General features: G+C 28.8%; 18 protein-coding genes. 10 read left to right on the forward strand and 8 right to left on the reverse strand.

What is annotated here, in order from left to right:
* Positions 1 to 59: 59 nt before the first annotated feature.
* Positions 60 to 1,241 carry an ABC transporter substrate-binding protein gene (locus ACJDTP_RS11305; RefSeq protein ID WP_406761256.1) on the reverse strand — a complete coding sequence of 394 codons (1,182 nt, stop codon included), beginning with the start codon at positions 1,239 to 1,241 and terminating at the stop codon, positions 60 to 62.
* A 940-nt stretch (positions 1,242 to 2,181) separates the two neighbouring features.
* Between ACJDTP_RS11305 and ACJDTP_RS11310 the strand changes: the two genes are divergently transcribed.
* The 4 genes from ACJDTP_RS11310 (at position 2,182) to ACJDTP_RS11325 (ending at position 7,530) form a co-directional block, all read left to right on the forward strand.
* A complete protein-coding gene (locus ACJDTP_RS11310; protein WP_406761257.1) occupies positions 2,182 to 3,282 on the forward strand; it encodes an FIST signal transduction protein in 1,101 nt (366 codons plus the stop codon).
* A gap of 16 nt (positions 3,283 to 3,298) precedes the next feature.
* The gene (locus ACJDTP_RS11315; RefSeq protein WP_406761258.1) at positions 3,299 to 4,282 is read left to right on the forward strand and encodes a methyl-accepting chemotaxis protein; all 984 of its coding nucleotides are present in this window, start codon (positions 3,299 to 3,301) and stop codon (positions 4,280 to 4,282) included.
* A 474-nt stretch (positions 4,283 to 4,756) separates the two neighbouring features.
* Positions 4,757 to 6,496 carry an ABC-F family ATP-binding cassette domain-containing protein gene (locus ACJDTP_RS11320; RefSeq protein WP_406761259.1) on the forward strand — a complete coding sequence of 580 codons (1,740 nt, stop codon included), beginning with the start codon at positions 4,757 to 4,759 and terminating at the stop codon, positions 6,494 to 6,496.
* A 104-nt stretch (positions 6,497 to 6,600) separates the two neighbouring features.
* Positions 6,601 to 7,530: a metallophosphoesterase gene (locus ACJDTP_RS11325; protein ID WP_406761260.1), complete on the forward strand. Its 930-nt coding sequence runs from the start codon at positions 6,601 to 6,603 to the stop codon at positions 7,528 to 7,530.
* A 206-nt stretch (positions 7,531 to 7,736) separates the two neighbouring features.
* Here ACJDTP_RS11325 and ACJDTP_RS11330 read toward each other — a convergent pair whose 3' ends face one another.
* A complete protein-coding gene (locus ACJDTP_RS11330; protein WP_406761261.1) occupies positions 7,737 to 8,825 on the reverse strand; it encodes a leucine-rich repeat domain-containing protein in 1,089 nt (362 codons plus the stop codon).
* Positions 8,826 to 9,227: 402 nt separating this feature from the next.
* On the opposite strand from ACJDTP_RS11330, the gene ACJDTP_RS11335 reads away from it, so the two are divergent.
* Both ACJDTP_RS11335 and ACJDTP_RS11340 read left to right on the forward strand, forming a co-directional pair.
* Positions 9,228 to 9,755: a PadR family transcriptional regulator gene (locus ACJDTP_RS11335; protein ID WP_077839276.1), complete on the forward strand. Its 528-nt coding sequence runs from the start codon at positions 9,228 to 9,230 to the stop codon at positions 9,753 to 9,755.
* Positions 9,756 to 9,876: 121 nt separating this feature from the next.
* A complete protein-coding gene (locus tag ACJDTP_RS11340) occupies positions 9,877 to 11,550 on the forward strand; it encodes an MFS transporter (protein WP_406761262.1) in 1,674 nt (557 codons plus the stop codon).
* A 204-nt stretch (positions 11,551 to 11,754) separates the two neighbouring features.
* Here ACJDTP_RS11340 and ACJDTP_RS11345 read toward each other — a convergent pair whose 3' ends face one another.
* Positions 11,755 to 12,606, reverse strand: coding sequence for a leucine-rich repeat domain-containing protein (locus ACJDTP_RS11345; protein WP_406761263.1), 852 nt, complete (start codon positions 12,604 to 12,606; stop codon positions 11,755 to 11,757).
* 294 nt (positions 12,607 to 12,900) lie between these two features.
* Here ACJDTP_RS11345 and ACJDTP_RS11350 point away from each other — a divergent pair, with 294 nt between their 5' ends.
* Positions 12,901 to 13,305 (forward strand): (deoxy)nucleoside triphosphate pyrophosphohydrolase, encoded by a 405-nt coding sequence (locus ACJDTP_RS11350; protein WP_406761264.1) that lies wholly within the window; start codon positions 12,901 to 12,903, stop codon positions 13,303 to 13,305.
* A gap of 104 nt (positions 13,306 to 13,409) precedes the next feature.
* Here the strand turns inward: ACJDTP_RS11350 and ACJDTP_RS11355 are convergent, their stop codons facing one another.
* Positions 13,410 to 14,084: a nitrite/sulfite reductase domain-containing protein gene (locus ACJDTP_RS11355; protein WP_012058982.1), complete on the reverse strand. Its 675-nt coding sequence runs from the start codon at positions 14,082 to 14,084 to the stop codon at positions 13,410 to 13,412.
* Positions 14,085 to 14,459: 375 nt separating this feature from the next.
* Here ACJDTP_RS11355 and ACJDTP_RS11360 point away from each other — a divergent pair, with 375 nt between their 5' ends.
* From ACJDTP_RS11360 to ACJDTP_RS11370, 3 genes are all read left to right on the forward strand, one after another.
* Positions 14,460 to 14,663: a hypothetical protein gene (locus ACJDTP_RS11360; RefSeq protein WP_406761265.1), complete on the forward strand. Its 204-nt coding sequence runs from the start codon at positions 14,460 to 14,462 to the stop codon at positions 14,661 to 14,663.
* A 30-nt stretch (positions 14,664 to 14,693) separates the two neighbouring features.
* Positions 14,694 to 15,437, forward strand: a complete 744-nt coding sequence (locus ACJDTP_RS11365) for an NADPH-dependent oxidoreductase (RefSeq protein WP_406761266.1) — start codon at positions 14,694 to 14,696, stop codon at positions 15,435 to 15,437.
* Between the two features lie 495 nt (positions 15,438 to 15,932).
* Complete coding sequence (locus ACJDTP_RS11370) at positions 15,933 to 16,112, forward strand: hypothetical protein (RefSeq protein ID WP_017210666.1); 180 nt, start codon at positions 15,933 to 15,935, stop codon at positions 16,110 to 16,112.
* A 193-nt stretch (positions 16,113 to 16,305) separates the two neighbouring features.
* On the opposite strand, the gene ACJDTP_RS11375 is transcribed toward ACJDTP_RS11370, so the two are convergent.
* From ACJDTP_RS11375 to ACJDTP_RS11390, 4 genes are all read right to left on the reverse strand, one after another.
* On the reverse strand, positions 16,306 to 17,751 hold the full coding sequence (locus ACJDTP_RS11375) for a DEAD/DEAH box helicase (protein ID WP_406761267.1): 1,446 nt from the start codon (positions 17,749 to 17,751) through the stop codon (positions 16,306 to 16,308).
* Between the two features lie 226 nt (positions 17,752 to 17,977).
* On the reverse strand, positions 17,978 to 18,847 hold the full coding sequence (locus tag ACJDTP_RS11380) for a Cof-type HAD-IIB family hydrolase (RefSeq protein ID WP_406761268.1): 870 nt from the start codon (positions 18,845 to 18,847) through the stop codon (positions 17,978 to 17,980).
* A 42-nt stretch (positions 18,848 to 18,889) separates the two neighbouring features.
* Positions 18,890 to 20,293: an MATE family efflux transporter gene (locus ACJDTP_RS11385; RefSeq protein ID WP_406761269.1), complete on the reverse strand. Its 1,404-nt coding sequence runs from the start codon at positions 20,291 to 20,293 to the stop codon at positions 18,890 to 18,892.
* Between the two features lie 991 nt (positions 20,294 to 21,284).
* Positions 21,285 to 22,856: a PAS domain-containing sensor histidine kinase gene (locus ACJDTP_RS11390; protein ID WP_406761270.1), complete on the reverse strand. Its 1,572-nt coding sequence runs from the start codon at positions 22,854 to 22,856 to the stop codon at positions 21,285 to 21,287.
* Between the last annotated feature and the right edge of the window lie 169 nt (positions 22,857 to 23,025).

Consider the following 23,025-nt stretch of genomic DNA (forward strand, 5'->3'; position numbering starts at 1 on the left):
AATTACAGCTTACCCCATTAATATAGCCGCTAAACAATAAAATTTAATTTTCTTTAGAATTATTTAACCTCAGTTTCAAATTCAAATTGTCCGTTTACAACTTTATTAATAACTACACTCTTAATTGGGTTATGTTTATCATCAAATTTATAATGTGTAGTTCCACAATCTGCATCTAACTTAGCCATTGCATCTTTAATAGCATTTTCATCTGTGCTGCCCGCTTTTTTAATTACCTCTGCTAAAATGTATACTGAATCATAGCTAAGTACTGAGAATGCACTAGGATCACCATTATATTCTTTTTTGTAATTTTCAACGAACTTTTTAATTGATGCATTATCTGATTTTAATGATAAGTGATCTGTAAAGTAAGATCCTTCAATGGCATCTCCTCCAACTTTTACAAGACCTGGATCACTCCATGAATCACTACCTAAGAATGGTGCCTTTATACCAATTTCTCTTGCTTGTTTTGCAATTAATCCAACAGTTGAGTAGTTATCTGGAAGATAAATTACATCCACATTTAATTCTTTTATTTCAGTTAAAAATGCTTTGAAATCACTTTCTCCTGCATTGTAAGTTTTTTCATATGCTACAGTACCACCTGCCGCTTCAAAGTTTTTCTTGAATTCTTTTGAAATACCTACACAATAATCATTACCAATATCATAAAGCATTGCTACTTTTTTAGCTTTTAAATTTTCTGACGCGAATTTTGCACCAACTTGACCTTGTAATGGATCTATAAAACATGCTCTAAATACATAATCTCCACCTTCAGTAGTAACTTTCTCATTTGTTGACCCGGGAGTAATCATAACTACTTTTGAATCTTTTGCAACTGCTGCCATTGGAATTGAACATTTACTTGCATATGTTCCGACTACTGCCGAAACTTTATCTTGTGTAATTAACTTTGTAATGGCATTTGGCGCTGTTGCTGCTTGATTTTGATCGTCTTCTGAAACAAGCTCTAACTTTTTACCAAGAACGCCACCAGCATCATTTATTTCTTTTATTGCAAGTTTAGATCCGTTTTCCATTGCTGCACCTAAAGCTGGAACATCACCAGTTAATGGAAATACTCCTCCGATCTTAATTGTATCTCCACTAGCTGCACTTCCCCCATTTGAACTTACTTTAGCTGTCTCACTACACCCCATAACCATTGTTGCTGTCATTGCTAATACAGTTACTACCCCCAATATTCTTTTGAAAAATGTCTTTTTAATCATAAATATCTCCTCCAAATTTTCAATTTTTTATTTAACACTAGTCCTGTTTTATACAAAAAAAGCGCCTATAAAATCTTCCTTGATTTTATAGACACCTTTGTCATATAGTTAATATTTTTAATCCTATTTTATGTTTACACCATATTATGCATAATAATATTTACTTTTCTATTTTGAATATATTCCCAAGAATTATTGTAGGATAATTTTTTAACGTTAAAATTATTGTAAAAAAAATAGCTGGTGTGATTAACACCAGCCATTGTGTATAAATCTATTATACGGTATGTTGTACAATTGTCAATAACTATTATGAGAATAATTGTAATTTCAAAAATATTTTCAGTTTTTTCTTAATATTCAATATTTTTTTCGATTTGTATAATTATTGTTATAAGTTTATCAACTGCTTCTTCCTTAGTACCATACTTTTTTACCATACTGTTCAGATAATTCTTTCTAAACTTCTCGTTACTACCTAAAGTTGTAGTTCTGAGAACTCACTACGATTCAAACATCATAATTTGTTTAACTTGTCCAAGTCTTTCTAATTTTTCTGAATCTGCATCCTTTAAAAAGGCCTTTTTAATTTCTCTTTCATTTGTTAGAATTTGACTATTTCCGTTTTCACTGCTTCTGAGCTTACAGCTATATACAATAGATTAACAATTACTCAAAAAAATCTTGATCTAAATTCAAGTGTTTTTTGTATACTCACGTGCTTTATCAAAAATTAGATCCATAAATGAAATATAAAGCTGTACTTACAACTCTAAAGGTTAAAATCATGTAAATAATCCAATATTTTCATTGACTTTTATTTATGTAGTACGTACAATTATCAATGAATAGACAAATTTATGGATATATTGAGTAATTTTGCATAATAAAAAATTTATTGAATATAATGTTATGCACTTTATTATAGAAGGTGGTACGTATGAATTATAAAGTAGGAAAAAGTTCTAAAAGTGATTTAAATGAAGCGATATCAGAAGCTACAATTGGGCTTAAAGCACCCAAATTAATTTTATTTTTTTCTAATGTTGAACCTTTTGAAGAATATTCTAAAAAAATTAAAGAAAAATTTCAAAACAGTATTATTATTGGCTCCACCACATTTGCAAGCTTTTGCATGGATGGAGCTTATAAAAATTCACTGATAGTTATGGGGATTGAGGATGGAATTGAATGCTATGCCGATATATTAGAAGAGGTAGATAAATATCCTCTTAAATACATAGACAGAGTGACTAAATGTGTTAATAATTTTCGTGATAAATCTAATACCATATGTTTTGAAATTTCTACTGCTTTAATAAGCTGTGAAGAACTGGTTTTATCTACATTAAATTCAGTCCTTGATGAACATAAGATTCCCCTATTTGGCGGATCTGCTGGTGACAAAGGTAAGGCTGAAAAAACAATGGTTTCTTTTAACGGTATAGTATACAACAATACATGCGCTTTTGTAATCATCAAAAATTTAAGCGGTAAAATCAGATTATACAGAGAAAATATTTATAAGAAAACTGCTCATTATTTTACTGCCACTAAAGTAGATACAAGAAATCGTATAGTATATGAGTATGATAATAAACCAGCAGCACTTGTTATGGCACAAGCATTAAACACCTCTGTTGAAAATCTTCCCAAATATTTAGATAGTTATCCTTTAGGTAGAATTATCGGAAGTGATCTGTATATTACAGCAAATCAAATGGTTACTAAAAATAATGGGATGTCATACCATGCGAAAGTATATAATAATTCAAAAATGGTTCTTTTAGAGCCTGATGATTATAAAAATGTAATTAATGAAACAATTGCTACTGTAAAAAAAGAAGTTCCAAATCCATCATTAGCTATTATGGTTAACTGTCTGGCAAGATCAATGCTTTTCGAAACAGATGGATATTTAAATGAGTTTGCTAAAAATATGGGAAATGCTTTAGGTAACTATATAGGTTTTGCAGGTTATGGAGAACAGCTTAGAGATCAACACTTTAATCAAACAATGGTTCTTGCTGTATTTGAATAGAATGAGGTAATGCGATATGAAGTGGTTTAAATTTAGAAAAAATAAAAATCAAAACGAAGAAGAAAATATTGAAAATGAACAGAATAACAAATTAAACACAGAAAAAACGTCTAATTACGATAAGTATGTTAACTATGGTATTTTACATATGGAAAAGAAATTTGGAGAATTCATGGATGAAGAAGTTAGAGTGACTCAATCCATTAAAGAAATCGACAATACATATTCAAAAATCAATGCCATACAAAATGTAATTAACAATATAGACTCTAATTTTAATGATTTTAGCCAATATGCTAATAAAATTAATGATGTTATGAATCGTTCTGATAGTGCAGTAAAACAAGCAGATAATAAAATGGGTACGTTGGCAGATAAAATTAACGGAACATGTACTCAGCTAGATTCAATTACAGAGGCTTTTCATGAATTAGAAAATAACTCTAGAAACATTCAAAATATGTCAAATAGTATAACAGGCATAGCTAGCAATACAAATCTCCTGGCTTTAAATGCATCTATTGAAGCAGCAAGAGCTGGTGAAGCAGGTAGAGGTTTTTCTGTTGTAGCAGATGAAATTAGAAAATTATCCTTATCAACAACAGAATTAGTTAGTGGAATTGATAAAAGTGTTAAAGAATTATACGAAAGCATAGATTCTCTTAGAGAGGAAATCAGAAATTCTAAAACAGCAATTACTGATAACTATGAATATGCTCAAAGTGTTCAAAAAGATTTCAAACAAGTAACTGATTGTACTATTGAAGCAAAAGAGTTTAGCCAGCATATAATTAGGGGAATTGAGCGTACAAGCTCTGAGATTAGTGGTGCAGTAACTGGTGTTGACTCTGTGACTGAGATTGTGAATTCTTTGGGTAATAAATTAGATACATTAAATTTAAGAATGAGCACAAGGTCAACTATCATCTGCGATATTATAAACTTTATGCAGCAGATTGAAAATTTACTAGCTGACTCTATTAATGATAATGGAAAGTAATTAAATATGCCTTTAACTTAAAATATATTTTATATCATCAAAAATTCTATTATCCCATATGTTATATTTCAACATAACATAAATATATTAATCCTAAGAAATAGCGATTTCTTGTATTATATATAAAAGCTGAGATTTTCCCAATGGTACAAATCTCAGCTTTTATAAAAATGATTTAACAATATCAAGCTTCATACTATTTGTATCTTCAAAGCCCTTTAATATGCTTCCCCCATTATGTTTTTTATAAATTGTTAACTTTTTTTATTTTTATCTTCTTAAATTCTTAACTTTTATAATTGTAAAAAAGTTTTATTTAAAACAATGTTTCTTTAAAAGAATATCATACAATATATCTTCCACAAATGTTTATAAACTTCCCAATCTATGATACAATCAAGTGTAAAATTCCACAATATATAACATAATATAAATGATTATAAAATTTAATCATATGAAAAACGAGGTAATAAAATGATAAAAATTGATAACTTGTCGTACTCATTTCCAAATAAAGATCTATATCATAATATTTCATTTACTTTAGAAAATGATCAGCATTGTGCTTTTATAGGTTCTAGTGGTAGTGGAAAAAGTACACTAATAGATATAATCATGGATCCTGAGAACTATATGTTTGATGGTACTCTAGAGATTGATCCAAATTGCAGGATTGGTTATGTGAGTCAGTTCTGTGAGGTAGATAACACAAAAGAAACAACAGTTTTCGAATATCTATGTGAAGATTATATTAAACTGCAAAATGAGATAACTTCTATTTGTAGCTTAATGGAAACCTCTACTGATATTGATGCCCTACTAGAAAAATATCAGGAAGCTTTAGATGCTCTTGATGTAATTGGTGGAGATGATTTTGAAAGTACTCTTAGTAAGAAATTAAATCTTGCAAATCTTAGTAAGCTTAAAGATTCAAAGATATCTGATTTAAGTGGTGGAGAGTTTAAGCTTATCCAAGTAATTAGGGAAATGCTTAATATTCCAGACTTAATGATTATGGATGAACCTGATGTATTTTTAGACTTTGAAAATCTTAATTCTCTTAAAAACCTAATAAATTCTCATAAGGGAATGATGTTAGTTATTACTCACAATAGATATCTATTAAATAATTGTTTCAATAAAATTATTCACCTAGAAAATCATGAGCTCCAAGAGTTTGATGGAAGCTATATAGACTATAACTTTACATTACTTCAAACTAAAATTGAACTTCAAGAACTGTCTGTTGCTGATGATGAAGAAATTGAGAGAAACGAACGCATAATCAAGAGACTGAGAGATAGAGCTGAAGTTACAGGAGAAACTGCTGCTGGAAGGTATCTAAAAGGTAAAATGAAATTCCTAGAAAGATTAGAAGCTCGTAGAATAAAAAGACCTTTTGTTGAAATTAAGCAGCCTTATATACGTTTAACTACTAACAATCAAGTTGAAGAAAAAGTTGCTCTAAAAGTTAACAATTATAGTGTTGGCTTTGATGAGATACTTTTAGAAAATGTTAATTTTGAGATTAAATCTAATGATAAAGTAGCTATTGTTGGTTTAAATGGTACAGGAAAAACCACTTTACTTAGAGACATATTTAAGAATGACAACCCTGCTATTGAAATAGATTCTGAAATTGAAGTTGCATATTTATCACAGCTTCAAGGCGAAATATTAAATGAGTCTAATACAATACTTGAAGAATTCTTAGATGCAGGATTTAAAACTTATGATGATGTTGAAACTTACATTTCAAACTATGATTTTGAAGAAGAAAGAATCAACCAAAAAATAAAAGATTTATCTGGTGGTGAAAAGAATATACTTCAATTAGCCAAAATTTCTGCAAGCAAAGCAAATATGCTGCTTTTAGATGAACCAACAAGCCATCTAGATATATATTCACAAATGGCTCTTGAAGAAGCTATAGAAAAATATAATGGTGCTATTTTAATGATATCTCATGATTACTATTCTATAATTAATTGCGTAGATTATGTTTTACTCATTGAAGATAAAACAATCAGAAAAATGAATATGCGAAAATTTAGAAAGATGATTTATGCGAAATACTTTGATAAAGACTATTTAGAAATTGAACAAAAGAAAAGAGATTTAGAAATGAAAATAGCCATATCCCTAAGAAACACTGATTTTGAACGTGCAAAGGCCTTATCTGAAGAGTTAGAATCACTGATTAAATTGCTTTAGGCATGATAAAAAAATGGTATCTGACTAACATATATTCTTCTTTAAAAGGGCAGATTAACTACATATAATCAAATTAATTTTAAATATCATAAAAGAGGTGTACTATGATAGCAGAAAAAAAGCTCGCTGAAAAGCGATTAACAGAAGCTTATAAGAATGCTAAAATTGAATATTTTGATAACAACTCTAAATACATATTTTTCAGTGATTGCCATAGAGGTGATGGTACACCCTCTGATGAATTTGCAAAAAATCAAAATATATTTTTATTCGCATTAGAATTCTATTTTAATAGTGGATATACTTATGTGGAAGTTGGAGATGGAGATGAACTTTGGGAACACTCTAACTTTAAACATATAAGACTTGCACATGATGAAGTATATGCTCTATTAAAAAAGTTCTTTGATTCTGATAGATTGATTATGTTATATGGTAATCACAATGTACACTTAAAATATAGTAATTTTGTAGAAAAGAATTATTATAAATTCTACGATGAATATAACGAAGAAGAAATAGAGTTGTTTCCTGGAATTACACCATATGAGGCAGTGGTATTTAAACATAAAAACACAGGACAGGAAATACTAACTGTTCATGGTCATCAAGGAGACAGAATGAATGATAATTTGTGGCGCTTTAATATGCTTACAGTAAGATATTTTTGGAAATTTCTTCACTCAATAGGGTTCATAAATCCTGCAAGCCCTGTAAAGAGTTCTGAAAGGATTCATAAAATCGAGCGTATTTATAGTCATTGGATTAAAATGAATAAAATCATGATTATCTGCGGACATACTCATAGACCCCACTTTCCAAAAGTCAAGGAATTACCTTACTTCAATGATGGATCATGTGTTAGGGCAAGTGGAATCCAAGGAATTGAAATAGTAGATGGAAAAATTATGCTTATTGAATGGAGAATCAGAACTGATTCAGAGGGTGTTCTTCATATAAAAAGAAAAATATTAAGAGGTCCAGAGCAAATTGAAAAATTTGACCTAAGAAATAATAAAACAAATATGAAATAAGCTATAATATCAGCAAATTCTTCTAAGAAATATTATTTATTAAAGCTGAGACTTTCTAAATATATATATTGCGATTCACAATGCACATTTCACAATTGCGGCTAAAATTCTTGCAATATTTTTAAAATTATGATTAAGAATTTTTTTGCAATATATAAGAAAATCTCAGCTTATAAAATTACTAATTTACTACTTACTGTTTAATCTTAGGAATTCCCTACAATTTTATTATAATCTACACCAGCTTTAATTAAAAGTTGTTTCACTGACTCACTTTTTACATTAAACAAAGTATTTTTACATCCATTAAATGCTCCTTGTTCTATTTTAGTTATACTGTCAGGAAGAACTATGTTTGTTAAGTTAATGCAGTTTTGAAATGCACTATGCTCTATTGTTATAACAGTATTAGGAATTTTTATACTGCTTAAGTTTGTACATCCATAAAAAGTACCAATTCCTATATCTATAACTCCATCAGGAATAGTTATACTGCTTAAATTCTTACATCCATCAAAGGCACTACTTCCTATGCTTGTTACAGTGCTAGGTATTTCTATGCTTTTTAAATTTACTCCTCCAGAAAATGCATTCCATCCTATATCTGTCACACCATCTTGAATTGCGTATTTTTCGTCAACTTTCCCAACAGGATAATTTAACAATTTAGTTCCATTTTTGCTATACAATACTCCATCAACGCTCTTAAAAGTTATATTGTTGCTATCTACAGATATATTTTTTAAGTTTGTGCATCCTGATAATGCATATCCATCTATACTTTGTACACTAGCAGGAATGTTTATGCTTGTTAAACCCGTACACCCAAAAAACGCTGATCTTCTTAAGGCTGTTATACCATTTGGAATAGTTATATTTGTTATATTCTTATTTAAATAAAATGCTTTATTTCCTATACTTTTTATTGCAACATTATCAATTTTATCTGGAATTACAACATTGCTGTCATTACCTAAATAAGCCATTATTACACCAGTTTGTTTATAAAAAGCCCATGCTCCTTCTATTGTGACATTTTGAAATTGACCACTACTATTAATGACATTATCCCCAAACTCATTTGGCGTACTACCTAACATATAGCCTTTTGTATCAAAATAATATAAACTTCCATCAATTACTCTCCAGCCTGTAGCCCATGAATTTCCTTCTGAATACCACCAGCCTTTTTTATCTTGTTTCCATTCTGCATTTGCACCTATTGGATTTAGCATTAATACCGAAGCTACTACCAAAGCACTAGCTATTACTTTTGTTAATTTTAATTTTTTCATATTATCCCCCTATTTTTCCTAAAGTTATAAAATACCATTTTATTGTATTTTAACATAATTATTAATAATATTCCATAATGTTGTTTATTGTTAACTTTTTTCATTTGTATCTTCTTAACTTTTTAAAATGGTAAACAGTTTTATTTAAACCTTTGTTCCTTTAAGATTTATTTGTTCTTTGAACTCCTCTAATCATACTCTGTCTATGTAATCACCTAATCTTTCTTTGTCGAGTGCATTTCCCCTATATATTTCTAATAACTTTTTCTACTAAATCATATACAATAGACCTTTAAATTTCCGCTACAAGCAAGTTTAAAATAATTTCACCAAATTTTATCTTGACAAATATAGGTTATACTACTATATTGTATAGTAGTATAATAAATGGTGGTGATTAAATTGTCTTCAATTAATTTAATAATACTTGGCTATTTGCATAACAAAGAGAAAAGTGCCTATGAAATGGTTAAAGAATTTGAAATCTGGAATCTTACTAAGTGGTTAAAAATCAGTAACCCGTCAATTTATAAAAATATAATTAAATTGTGTGATAATGGATATTTAAATTCAAGAACTGTTAAAGAAGGTGAAATGCCAGAAAAAACATTATATTCATTGAATGAAAAAGGAAATTTATATTTCAATGAACTAATGGAGGAAAGTTCAAAAAATATAGGAAATGTTTATTTAGAGTTTAATGCATTTTTAGCTAATATAGAGAACTTACCAGAAGAAAAAAGAAAAGAATACCTAAAAAACTTCAAAGACAAGGCAGAAGAACGTAGAGCTTTTGCAGAGTCAATTTATAATGACACGAAACAGCACAAGGATAAAATTGGTTCTGAATTTCTTATATTAGATTTATATAACGAATTCTACAATGTTTTACAAAAATGGTCTAAAAAAGTTTTTGATTATTATAATTAATAATTTGATGTCTCTAATAAGTATTTATATTGTGAGACATTTTTTTCGCCCTACTACTATACTTTATAGTACTTTATTATATACTAATATAAAACGCATTATAATTTAGAAGGTTTGTCTTATGAACAAAAAACATCAATACATTTCTTTTGTAGCTATTATCTTAGGATTTTTTATGGCATTGTTAGATACAACTGTAGTAAATATCACTTTGCCTAAAATGACTGAGTACTTTAATACTACTATGGATCATATTTCTTGGGTAGTAAATACCTATAATCTAGCTACTGCAGTTATTCTAGTAACTGCTTCGAGACTTTCTGATCAATTTGGCAGAAAAAAATTGTTTATTTCAGGAGTATTTCTATTTACGATCTCTTCATTTCTATGTGGTATTTCAAATTCTCTTCAATTGCTTATATTATTTAGAACACTTCAAGGTATAGCTTCAGCTTTTGTTGTGACCATTGCTATGCCTCTTTCTGCTGAAATATTCCCACCTGAAAAGAGAAGAACTATTATGGCACTTTGGGGAGCTTTTTCTGGTCTTGCTGCTGCAAGTGGTCCTTCACTTGGTGGTATAGTAACTCAATTTTTTAATTGGAGATATATTTTCTTTATTAATATACCTATAGGTTGTATATGCATAATATTGACTATGAAATTCATAAAGGAATCTTATGACCCAACCGCAAGCAAAAACATAGACTTTTTGGGAATTATAACAATCTCAATTGCTATGTTCTGCTTAACTTTCGCATTAATGAAATCTAATGAAAAAGGTTGGACTTCAAGCTTCATCCTTTCCTTCTTTGCAATTTCTGCTATAGCCTTTATACTATTTGTCATTATTGAACTAAAAGTTAAAGAGCCCATGGTTCCTCTTAGTTTATTTAACTCTATACCATTTACAAACGGATCGATTACGCTGTTTTTACTCGGTCTTGGTATGATGTCTGGTACCTACTTACTATCTTTTTTCCTAATTCAGATTAAAGGATTAAATCAACTTTCAGCAGGACTTATTATTTCAACTATGTCCTTAACTTCAATGATTTTTTCAATATTAGCTACTGTTTTGACAAAAAAATTAGGCAGTAGATTAACTAGTGCATTGGGTATTCTTTTACTTTGTATTTCTTGCTACTTAAATAGTTCTCTTACTCAAAATTCTTCAAATATAGATTTTATTTTAAGATTAATTGTTGCTGGTTCTGGTACGGGATTAAGTATGGCAACACTAATAGGTTCTGTAATGGCTAACGTTCCTTTAGACAAAATAGGAATAGCTTCTGGAATAAATAATATGACAAGAACACTTGGAACTGTACTTGGAGTTGCCTTATTTTTAACTATATTTACATCAAATATGACTACCCAGATGTATGATGCTAAAGACTCTGTTATTCAAACAATACAGAATGACACTGTATTTGATGATGAAACAAAGCAACAGATGATTACTTCTATTAAAACAGGTAGTAATAAAAACGTTAGTCTTTCAGAAATATTAAATACAATTGCTGAAAAAGAAGCTGCTGTGTTAACCTCTGCTCAAGCTATGGATAAAGATAAAATTAAAGAAAGTTTTGAGAATCAAAAGAAAGAAACAAAAAAAATAGTATCTAATATCCAAGATACCTTTTTGACTTATACTGTTAAAGCTTTTAGTTTTACATTTAAAGTGAGCGCTATAATTCTCTTGCCAGGCATATTGTTTGCATTATTCAGCGATAAAAAGAGAAGTCGTGATATGAAAAATAAGAGGCTTGTTGAAAACATAAATAATGCATAAATAAACTAATAATAAAAATGCGTTGCGTAATAATCGCAACGCATTTTTATTATAATAGCCAATATTTTTTCAAAAAGTTTTGATTTATAGACACTATTAACTTACTTTTAATTTTCTCAAAAAGCTACTCTCTTTTTATTTGTAAATATAACATGAATACATTTCCAATATGAAATTTATCATTTAGAATGTTCTTTTATTTTTCTAATTTACAATTGTGATTTTTACATTAGGGGTCCCATCGAATACATATTGTCCTATAACAGTACTACTATGTATATTCATTGATGTTAGTTTATCACAATTTTCAAATGCACCCCCTCCAATTCTTTTCACACTTTTAGGTATATCTATAGATCTTAAACTATGGCAACCGGCAAAAGCTACATTATCTATATATGTTACATTATCTGGTATTATTATATTAGTTAAGTTTCCACAGCCTGAAAAAGCCCCTTGCCCGATACTTGTTAGACCATTAGGCATTGTCACACTAGTTAACTTAATACAACCATTAAATGTTGCTTTCTCTATTTTTTTTACACTTTCAGGTATACTAATTGCTTTTAAATTGCTGTCCCATTCAAAAGCGCTTTCTCCTATACTTGTTACACTATTTGGTATTGTTATACTCTCTATTTTAGCTGAGCTATTATCAGTAGAAAATGCTCCGCTTCCTATACTTGTAACTGAAACACCATCAATTTCACTCGGTATATTTACAACTGTGTTAACTCCGCTATATCCTACTATTGTGCCAGTTGATTTATCAAATTTTAAATTTTCACTTGTTGTCATCACTTCTTTCCATGCCCCACTACTATCTAAATAATACCCATCAATAGTTTTATCATGTTCCATATAACCTCTTGAATTAAAGTAATACCATTTTCCATCAATTTCACTCCAGCCTGTGGCCCATGAATCTCCTTCTGCATACCACCATCCTGCTAAATTATGTTTCCATTCTGCATTTGCACCTATTGGATTTAACATTAATACAGAAGCTACTACCAAAGTACTAGCTATTACTTTTGTTAATTTTAAACTTTTCATATTATCCCCCTATTTTTCCTATAATTACATAATTCCAATTTATTGTATTTTACTATAATTATCAATAATATTCCACAATGTTGTTAATTGTTAACTTTTTTCATTTTTACCTTCTTAATTTTTTAAAAAGGTAAAAAGTTTTATTTAAACCTTTATTCCCTTTTAAAAATATTTAATGAAAACTTTGAAAAAATGCTTATTGTTAACAAGGTTTATTTAAAAGAAGGTTTAAATTTTATAAGTTTATTTGAAAATATAATCCATATACTATAAAATATTTTTTGAGGTGTTATGATGAAAAAAACTATTAATGTTGTAGCTGCAATTATAGAAAATGAGAACGAAGAAATATTATGTGCTTTACGCTCTCCTATTATGAAATCGCCAAATCTTTGGGAGTTCCCAGGTGGTAAAATAGAAGCTAACGAAACTCCAAAAGAAGCTATTGAAAGAGAAATTTTTGAAGAATTAAATTGTAAAGTGCGATATATTAATATACATAATGAAAATAGACATGAATATGATGATTTTATTATAAATTTGATAACAACTAACTGCGAATTATTAAATAGCTATCCTAAAGCTAATGAACATGCAGCCTTATTATGGCTTAAACCAGAAAGTCTGCTTTCTTTGAAATGGGCTCCTGCAGATATTCCTGCTGTGCTTGAAATAATAAAAAATCATGCCATTATTTAGCATGATTTTTTACACTATTAGATATATTAAATTGAAACTAATTGATTTGTTGATTAATTTGAAAATCTTCTATTCAGATAAAATACTGTCTTAAAATTTTCACTTTATAGATAACTATTAAGATTTATTTGTTCTTTGAACTCATCTAATCCTACTCTGTCTATGTAATCTCCTAATCTTTCTCTGTTAGTTGCATTTTCTCTATATACTTCAATAACTTTTTCTATTAAATCATATACCTTTTCTTCTGATACAGAAAGTGCTATTCTATCTGCTATTCTTGGCCTTGCTCCACCTTTTCCGCCAACATAGAACATCCATCCTTTTCCGCTTCCTATTAATCCTATATCCTTAAATGCACTATCTGCACAGCTATGAGGGCAACCACTTACTCCCATTTTTAATTTATTAGGTAATTCTTTTCCATGATATAAGCTGTCCAATTTTGAACCAACTGCTACTGAATTTTGAAGCCCCCTTTTACAAAAAGTAGTTCCTGGACATACTTTTATACTTCTTACACATAGACCTACTGCTGCACCTGGGTCCATCCCTAGATCATCCCAAGCATTATCTAAATCTTCTTCTTTTAATCCAACTAATGCAATTCTTTGAGCTCCTGTAACTTTAATAGCTGCTGCATTATATTTTTCAGCTACATCTGCAATATTTCTTAAAATCTCTGGAGTTACAAGTCCAGCAGTTAAATGTGGAGCAATTGCATATGTTTCCTTATCCCTTTGTAATATTGCCCCTTTTTCTAATAAATCAGTTTTCATCGCGTATCTCTCCTAATTCTAATTCTCAAAATAAAGTATTAATGTTATGTAATAATTTCTATTAGTTATTGTATCATATTTATAATCCAATCTCTAGCAAAAACATGATATTCGAAATATTCTGAACATATAGAGAATATATAATATATGGTATATATTTAGATTAAATTCTATTCATTAGATGCCAATATTTATGTACTTTAAGTTCGTGTTTTAAATTATTTAAACCAAAATACCGATTGACAAATTCAATTTTATTAAATATAATTTATTCATATCGAATATCGTATAGAGATTAATCATATTGGGCTGCCAGCTTATTGACATACTACTGGAAATTCATTAATTGTTGTTTATAATAACGGTATTCACTACATGATTCATGGTGATGTTACTTACACAGACGAAGCTTTAAGGCAAAACCAATTATCTGTTGTCTTTGAAGATAAAGGACAAGCAAGTGAAACATTAAATAAAGTCAGAACTTTTATAAAAGAAAATGATACAGTTTATTTATCAACTCATACTCCAGAAGCTGTAACTTCCCTTATTAAAAATAAGACTATAATGAAATTGTAATAAATAGTAAAATTGAAAGGATTGAATAAAATGAATAATACAATAGAAAATATAAAAAATCATAGATCAATTAGACAATATTTAGATAAGGATATTTCAGACGAAATCATAGATGAAATAATAAAATCGTCTCAAGCTATGCCTAATTCAATAAATGGTCAGCAAACAACTGTCATAGCCATAAGAGATAAGGCAAAAAAAGAAAAACTTGCAGAACTTGTTGGAAATCAAGAATATGTAGCTAAAGCTCCTGTTTTCTTAGTTTTCGTAATGGATTTTTATAGAACTTATTTAGCTGGCGAAAAAACTGGTTATAAGCAAATAATACATGAAAACATTGAAAGTGCTCTAGTTGGTGCTGTAGATAGTGGAATTACTTTAGGTGCAGCAATAATTGCAGCTGAATCTCTTGGACTTGGAACTGTTCCAATTGGTGGAATAAGAAAAAATCCAGAAGAAGTTATAGAACTCTTAGATTTGCCTAAATATACATTCCCACTTGTAGGCCTTGCAATTGGATATCCTTCAGATGAATCACACCAAAAGCCAAGAATTCCTTTTGAAAGCTTTAGGCACAATGATACTTATAACAAAGAAGCCATAGAAAATTCTATTGATAGCTACGATAAAGAAATGGAAGCTTACTTAAAAGACATCGGTAGATATGATAAAGAAAAAAATTGGAGTACTTTAACTTCAAGTGTTTATCAAAATATATATTATCCAAAAGTAAAGGATGCAATGAAGAAACAAGGATTTACCACTGCAAAATAAATTTCTATAAATTATGTGTTTTTATATTAGCTGTTTATTTAACGCATATGATTTATAAATAGCTTATGACTAGTTATATATGAATTTCAAAAAAATTCATATAACTATATTAGGGCTACTCTTTATTAAATTTACGTATAATTAACATAGCTAAATATAGGCTAGCCATAATTCTGACACAATTTTAAGCTATAATAAATCTATAAAGTTGATAATAGTTTTTTTCATATATATTTCCCTAATAAATAAATGAGTACCAATCATATTCCCCTTATGATTAGTACTCTCTTTGCATTTTTAATTTTTTTTGCAATTTAATGTTTTACATTATTCAAACTAATCCCCCATATCATCCAGTTATTCAAATCTTAATTCTTAATATTTCTTCCTTATTTAGTTTTGAGTATTTTTTCAGAAAAATTTTAAAAGAAGGAATATTCAAAATATTTAGAATATGATATAATAAGATAAAAATATATAGAGGTGGTATGCTTTATGGAGAAATATGGAGATCATGAAATAATCGTAATACAGAATAATGAAAATCAATACCCATATAAGGCAATTGCAAAAATAGGTGATAATGAGATAAAGCATAAAGGGCAGAGTAAGTCTGAAGCAATTGATTTAGTTAAGCAAAGCATTAATAAGTTAAAATCTAAAAATATAATTTAACTGTAGTATAAGTAAATTCAAACGATTGAAAACTATTACACTTAAAATATTAGGTATGAAAACTACATAAAACCCTCGACTTATGTCGGGGGTTTTTATCTTAGAAATAGAAAAGTTACCATGTTACAGATTATATTAAAACGTCAGCAGGTAAAATATTATTTTCAAATTCATAATAATACCTTGTTTATTCTTATATATCAACTTTACTTACGGTACGAAGCCTGCCTTTGATAGGTGTTTTTTGTAACTGCTGGAACACCCACTCTCCTTTATTATTTAATATTTCTACAAAGGTAGATATATCAACTATATTGATGATTCCTATATCGTCTTTTGTCATGCCTTCAATATTACAAAGCGTGCCTACAATATCAACTGCCCTCATCTTTGTTTTCTTACCTGCATTAATATGTAATTTCATAATCTCTTTACTTAACTTCGCACCCTTTGTTTCTTTAATTTCAGGTCTTGTATTCATTTTCAAAGCAAATTCTTCTTTGAGATTATTTACAGTTTCCACTTTAGGTCTTTCTTTCAAAAGAATTTCTTTACCGACATATTCATGTATATCATTTAAAAACTTACTTTCATTTTGTGTTACAAAAGTAATTGCTTTACCCATCTTGCCTGCACGTCCAGTTCTTCCTATCCTATGAACATAGCTTTCTTTGTCTTCAGGTATATCATAATTAATTACATGGGTGATATTATCTATATCTATCCCTCTAGCTGCAACATCTGTGGCTATTAGATATCTAAAATAACCCAGCTTAAAATTATTCATTACTCTTAATCTATCACTTTGTTCCATTCCACCATGTATTTTTCTACAAGTATAATTTAGATTTGCTAGCTCCTTATAAACTTCATCTACCTTTTGTTTTGTATTGCAGAATATCATACAGCTATCTGGATTTTCTAATATAGTTATATCTCTTAAGAGTTCTATTTTATTCGATTCATTTACATTATATCTTTCTTGACATATATTATCTGCAGATTTATTTTGCTCCTCTATTTCAATATGTATAGGATCTTTCATATATTTATTGCATAAAGTCTCTATGTCTTTTGGCATTGTGGCTGACAATAACATGGTCACACGTTCTTTTGATAAGTTTTTTATTATTGTTTCTATTTGCTCTACAAATCCCATATTAAGCATTTCATCAGCTTCATCTATTATAAGATACTTTATCTTTGATAGATCAAATGTACCTTTTTCTATATGATCTATAATACGACCAGGTGTCCCAACTACTATATGTGTTTTTTGTTTAAGTTCCTTTTCTTGATCATAGAAAGGTGACTTACCATAAATTGCAGCTGCTTTAATTCTTTTAAATCTACCTATATTAAAAAAATCCTCTTTGACTTGGATAGCAAGTTCTCTTGTTGGTGTAATCACTAATGCTTGAGGTTTATTTTCTTCCCAATCCACTAATTGGCAAATAGGAATAGCATACGATGCAGTCTTACCACTTCCAGTTTTAGACTTTACTACTATATCCTTTTCTTCTAACGCAATCGGTATAACCTGTTCTTGAACTTTTGTTAACTCCTTGAAATTCAACATACTAATTGCTTTTAATAACTCATTGCATAACTTATAATCATTAAAATTTGCTTTTATCATTTGATCATCTCTTTTCTACATTTTCAGTATTATTGCTACAAACATACCTTTTTATACAATATTTCCTCTTTATCATTACAATCCATATAACAATATCCATACTAACCTTTTTATTATATCATACCCATGTATTTCATTTGCAATCAATGAAGAACTTCCTTTTCTTTACTCTTATTTTAGCAACTTCTTCAATACTTAATCCTTCTAATTGTAGAATTTAATATTTTTATAATTCCCCGTTTAATATTCGATATATTGCTTTAGCTACTCCAAAATTTACATTTTTATCTGTAATATATTTAGCTACTTCTTTTATTTCATCAACTGCATTACCCATTGCAAAAGAATTTTCAAATTCTGTAAACATAGAATAATCATTTAAGCCATCTCCAAGCACTACTACCTCATCTTTTTTTATATTCAATTTTTGTGCTACTTTTGCAAGAATTTTTCCCTTCTCAGCATCCATATGATTTACTTCAATGTTAGTTCCAAAACTTGCTGATACAGCTAGTCCTTCTAATGCTTCCATCTTTTTACGAAGCTTATTTATAATTTCTTCTGATTGCGCAAAAGATACAAACTTTGCTATATTATTGTGTCTATTTAAAAACTCATTCATATCAGTAATATATTGCATATTTTTAAAATGCGGATTATTATTAGCATATTTTAATATCTCTTCTTCATCTTTTAATTCTGGATGGAATGTAAGAGATCTTTTTACCATTCCAGCTAAAGTTTCTTCTTTTGTATTTGTTGTATAAACTCCATCATCTGTGTATATTTCTATAGCCAGATCTGTACATTTCATTACCTCTAAAATTTCTATTGCTCGCTTTTTTTCAATATAAGTATGTTCAACTATATCTCCATTAATATCTCTATATTCTGCTCCATTTAGTACAACACAATCACATTGTAAGTCATATTTATGTATAAACGGCTCTACATCAGAATATGCTCTTCCTGTAGCAATTGCAAACTTAATTCCATTTTTTTGTGCAGCCTTAATTGCTTCTATATTCTCTTTTGGTATATCGTGATTTTTCCCAATCAATGTTCCATCCATATCTGCTGCTATTAACTTAATCATTTATCTTCTTCTTCCTTTTCTATAATTTTTATCTCATGGCTTTTAGTTTTTCTCTTGTTTTGCTTCAACTCTAAAATTTTTATCTGAGTAAAAAACTATAAGTACAAAAATTGCACATGTAATCCAAATAAGTGGTTCTGATATACATACGCCTAAATAACCCATTGATGGAGCTAAAAATCCTACAACTGCAAATTTCCCAAAAAGTTCAATTGAACTAGAAACTAGTGGCGTAAATTTCTTTCCGATTCCCTGAAGCGTACTTCTATATATAAGAAGTGTGGATAATACATAATAAAAAGGAGTATTAATTCTTAAATATTTTACTGCTGTATCTATAATTAAAGTATCATTTGATCCAGTTAAAAATTTTATTATATATGTTCCAAAGGCAAAGGCAGTTATAACAACTATTGTTGACCATATTGCACCCATGATAACTGTTTTTTTAAGTCCAATATTTATCCGGTCATATTTCTTTGCCCCATAATTTTGACTTACAAACGTTGCTGATGCTGTTGCCAATGTTCCAAGTGGCATCATGTAAATTTCACTAACTTTTCTTGCCGCCATATGTGCAGTTATTATTTCCTTACCAAAACTGTTAATTGCACCTTGAAGTGCAACTGAACCAATTGAAACAAGTGATAGCATAAATCCCATAGACAATCCCGAAGTAATTAATTCCATTACCATAGTACCATCATATTTAAAATCTCCTTTGGATAATTTTAGCTCCGGACATTTTTTTATAATATGATTAAATCCTAAGATTACAGCTACAATCTGTGATATGACAGTTGCATAAGCAGAACCTCTAACACCCCATTTAAATACTAAAATAAATGTAAAAACCAACACTACATTTAAAATTGAAGCATAAATTAAATATATAAGTGGACTACGGCTATCGCCCAATGCTCTTAGAACCCCTGCTATCATATTGTACATTATAGTAACAATCATAAACATTAAAATGATTACAATATATCCATATGCATCGTTTATTATTTCTTCTGGAGTATTTAAAAATTTAAGAAGATACATTATTGTACCTACTCCAACAACCGTAAATACTATTGATATTATAAGGTCAAGAATTACTGTCATTGCCACAGCCTGTCTCATGTTATGCATCTCTTTTGCTCCAAAATATCTTGCAATCACAATAGCAAATCCATTATTTATGCCAACCGCCATACCAACAATAAGTCCAAATAGTGGGGTTGTAGCCCCTATAGCTGCTAAGGCATTTTCTCCTAGTGTATGTCCAACAATCACTGTGTCCGCCAAATTGTACATTTGTTGAAACACACTCCCAAGAAATATAGGTAATGCAAAATAAAAAATTTGTTTACCAGGATTTCCTGTTGTTAAATCCGTGATTTTATTTTTTTCCATTGTAGTTTTTTCCTCTCCATCTTGCTTTCTATGTAATTTAAACATTCCATCAAAATCTTTTTTAATTTTACTATATCACAATATAATAAAAACTTATATTATCCGAGAATTTAGGAACAAAAAATACTTTTTAGGTATTTATTTTTTTTAGAAACATATTGTTTTTTCTATATCGTCCTTAGCAAAAAAGCACTGCACGAAATATATAAATTAGTGCAATGCTTGCATATGGAAAACCTTGTTTCCTCCAGGCGTTCTTCTGAAGTCGGAAGGGCTGAAGTTGCTAAAGAATATATAACTTGTTCTAAAGAACATAGCATAAACTTTATAAAATTATGAAAGCTAAGATTTTCCAAATATAAGAAATACTCTTTTAATATCCTTGAAACAATTTTGCAATACAATTTCCATTAAATATTTTTAAATTTATTTTTCGTATCATGTATATTCAAAACAAAACTACACATGCTAATATCATAAGGAACATAACAGTCGAGCAAAGATTTATATATGCTCTTGATATAAGGGTGTATATAAGTCGAACAAAGATTTTATAATGGTTATAACATATAGTTGTTATGATAGTCGGCGATAAGATTTTATCTGGTGGGGAAAAGTTTTATTATAGTTGATTATATCTATTATAATAGTACTCCAACTTATTATATAAGGTCGAGTTAACATTATTCAATGTGTTGAATTGATTTAATACAGCCGTGAGGTTATATTAAGTTGAATAAATATGTTGTGTGGTGGAGCGAAACATGGTAATTGGTTGTGATTTGTTGTATTATAGTCGAAAGATTATAATATGATGATAAGCTATCTATTATTGTGCTAGTGAAGATTGTTATGCTCTTTAAAAAACCGTATTTAGTATATATCTATGCTAAGTGCGGTTTTTTAATCTTGTTTGTACCAATTAAGGCACTATTAAGAAAATACCAAGTTAATTCATCAGCATATTTGGATCTGTTATTTTCTTTTATGTACTAAAATATATTTTTGAATTTTTAGTAATTCATAATTTTAAAAGTTAAAAATAAACATCTGAAAATTCTATTCTTATACGTTCATCCTTATTTTTAATATTTCTATCATATATCATATTTTCCTTAGCTACTGCTCCAGCTGGAAGGGTCACAGTAAACTTACTCCCTTTTCTATATTCACTTTCAACATTTATACTGCCACCATGCAATAGAGCAATAGATTTCACTAGACTCAATCCAATACCAGTACCTTCCGCATTTCTAGACAAAGATTTATCCGCTTGTTCAAATCTATCAAATATAATATCCAATTTTTTCTCTTCAATACCAATCCCATTATCCTTTACTGATATTTCAACCCATTCATTCATATCCTTAACCTTTACAAATATTTCACCATTATCATTTGAAAATTTTGTAGCATTAGAAATAAGGTTTAGCATTATTCTCTCGATTTTTTCTGGATCACACGCAATAATTTTCTCTTCCGTATCCGTGTCAAAAATAATATTTAAGCCTTTAATTTTAACAAAACTTGTTACTGACATAACTATTTCTTCTACGACATTAACTATATTCACATTTACTAGGTTAAGTTGAAAAAATCCTGCTTCTATTTTTGATGAGTCCACTATATTGTTAATAAGCATTGATAACCTATAAGTATTTAGCTTTATTGATTTAAAATATTTAATAAATATATCCTTTTTATTTATTATTGAATCATCCATATAATACATTTCTAATAACTGAGCCGTTGCCGAAATTACGTTTAATGGAGTTTTAAGTTCGTGAGATATATTAACTAATAACTCTTCCTGCTTTTTTAATGTATTTTCCATGATTTTATTCGCCTTTATTTCAGCAGTAACATCCATTTCCAATAATTTATTTTGTTCTTCTAGCATTTTTTCTAATTTTTTTCTTTCTGTAATATCCCTGCTAAATCCTGATACAGATACCAAATCCCCATTTTCATTATATGTAGGAACTAAAAAATCCTCTATCCAGACATAATGTCCATCTTTATGTTTAAATCTTGCACAAAAAGCTTTGGAAAAATCCGAGTTTTTATCTATTTTAGATTTTTGTATATGAAGATCATCAGGATGAATAATTTCAAATGGCAAATTGGCATTAGTATAATGTATTTCTAGATCATATCCTAAAATCTCTTCAATTGAAGAAGTAAGATATATAAATTTGAACTCAGGTAAAATTTGAAATGCAAAAAAAATGTCCTGAGTTTTTTCACACGTTTTGATTAGCTGATTATACCTCTCTTCAATGTGAAGATATTTGCTTATATCTATAAGAGATAGGTATGCTCCAACTATTTTAGAACCATCATCAAGAACAGGTTTAGAGACAACCTCAAAAAGTAACTGATTACCATCTTTTTTTAAAACTAAAGTCTCAAAACTTTCACGTGATAATAAATCATTAAATTTATAACCTAAAAATTTATCAATATTAGTATTTAGAATTTCATTTTGCATAAATCCTAAAATCCTATAACAGTTTTTAGAAATAGATTTAATTACTCCATTTGTATCCACTTTAATAAGTAACTCTCTCTTTATTTCAAAATTGTCTAAATCAATATCTAAGTTCATTTTTTCTATTCTCCTAACAATATATGTATACTAAATTCAAAAGCTAGTATTAAACATTGAAGAGACTTAATTCGATCCCCTTCATATATTTACATAATTTCTCACTAAAAAATAATTATAACATATAATCACAAAGACATCTTAATTTTTTGTTTTAACTTTGATTACA

The organism is Candidatus Clostridium helianthi, from assembly GCF_045310795.1.
Lineage (GTDB): Bacteria > Bacillota > Clostridia > Clostridiales > Clostridiaceae > Clostridium > Clostridium helianthi.

Excerpts from the sequence above, each read along its gene's own strand:
- ACJDTP_RS11305 (WP_406761256.1), bottom strand. The coding sequence starts at position 1,241 with ATGATTAAAAAGACATTTTTCAAAAGAATATTGGGGGTAGTAACTGTA.
- ACJDTP_RS11310 (WP_406761257.1), top strand. The coding sequence starts at position 2,182 with ATGAATTATAAAGTAGGAAAAAGTTCTAAAAGTGATTTAAATGAAGCG.
- ACJDTP_RS11315 (WP_406761258.1), top strand. The coding sequence starts at position 3,299 with ATGAAGTGGTTTAAATTTAGAAAAAATAAAAATCAAAACGAAGAAGAA.
- ACJDTP_RS11320 (WP_406761259.1), top strand. The coding sequence starts at position 4,757 with ATGATAAAAATTGATAACTTGTCGTACTCATTTCCAAATAAAGATCTA.
- ACJDTP_RS11325 (WP_406761260.1), top strand. The coding sequence starts at position 6,601 with ATGATAGCAGAAAAAAAGCTCGCTGAAAAGCGATTAACAGAAGCTTAT.
- ACJDTP_RS11330 (WP_406761261.1), bottom strand. The coding sequence starts at position 8,825 with ATGAAAAAATTAAAATTAACAAAAGTAATAGCTAGTGCTTTGGTAGTA.
- ACJDTP_RS11340 (WP_406761262.1), top strand. The coding sequence starts at position 9,877 with ATGAACAAAAAACATCAATACATTTCTTTTGTAGCTATTATCTTAGGA.
- ACJDTP_RS11345 (WP_406761263.1), bottom strand. The coding sequence starts at position 12,606 with ATGAAAAGTTTAAAATTAACAAAAGTAATAGCTAGTACTTTGGTAGTA.
- ACJDTP_RS11350 (WP_406761264.1), top strand. The coding sequence starts at position 12,901 with ATGAAAAAAACTATTAATGTTGTAGCTGCAATTATAGAAAATGAGAAC.
- ACJDTP_RS11355 (WP_012058982.1), bottom strand. The coding sequence starts at position 14,084 with ATGAAAACTGATTTATTAGAAAAAGGGGCAATATTACAAAGGGATAAG.
- ACJDTP_RS11360 (WP_406761265.1), top strand. The coding sequence starts at position 14,460 with ATGATTCATGGTGATGTTACTTACACAGACGAAGCTTTAAGGCAAAAC.
- ACJDTP_RS11365 (WP_406761266.1), top strand. The coding sequence starts at position 14,694 with ATGAATAATACAATAGAAAATATAAAAAATCATAGATCAATTAGACAA.
- ACJDTP_RS11370 (WP_017210666.1), top strand. The coding sequence starts at position 15,933 with ATGGAGAAATATGGAGATCATGAAATAATCGTAATACAGAATAATGAA.
- ACJDTP_RS11375 (WP_406761267.1), bottom strand. The coding sequence starts at position 17,751 with ATGATAAAAGCAAATTTTAATGATTATAAGTTATGCAATGAGTTATTA.
- ACJDTP_RS11380 (WP_406761268.1), bottom strand. The coding sequence starts at position 18,847 with ATGATTAAGTTAATAGCAGCAGATATGGATGGAACATTGATTGGGAAA.
- ACJDTP_RS11385 (WP_406761269.1), bottom strand. The coding sequence starts at position 20,293 with ATGTTTAAATTACATAGAAAGCAAGATGGAGAGGAAAAAACTACAATG.
- ACJDTP_RS11390 (WP_406761270.1), bottom strand. The coding sequence starts at position 22,856 with ATGAACTTAGATATTGATTTAGACAATTTTGAAATAAAGAGAGAGTTA.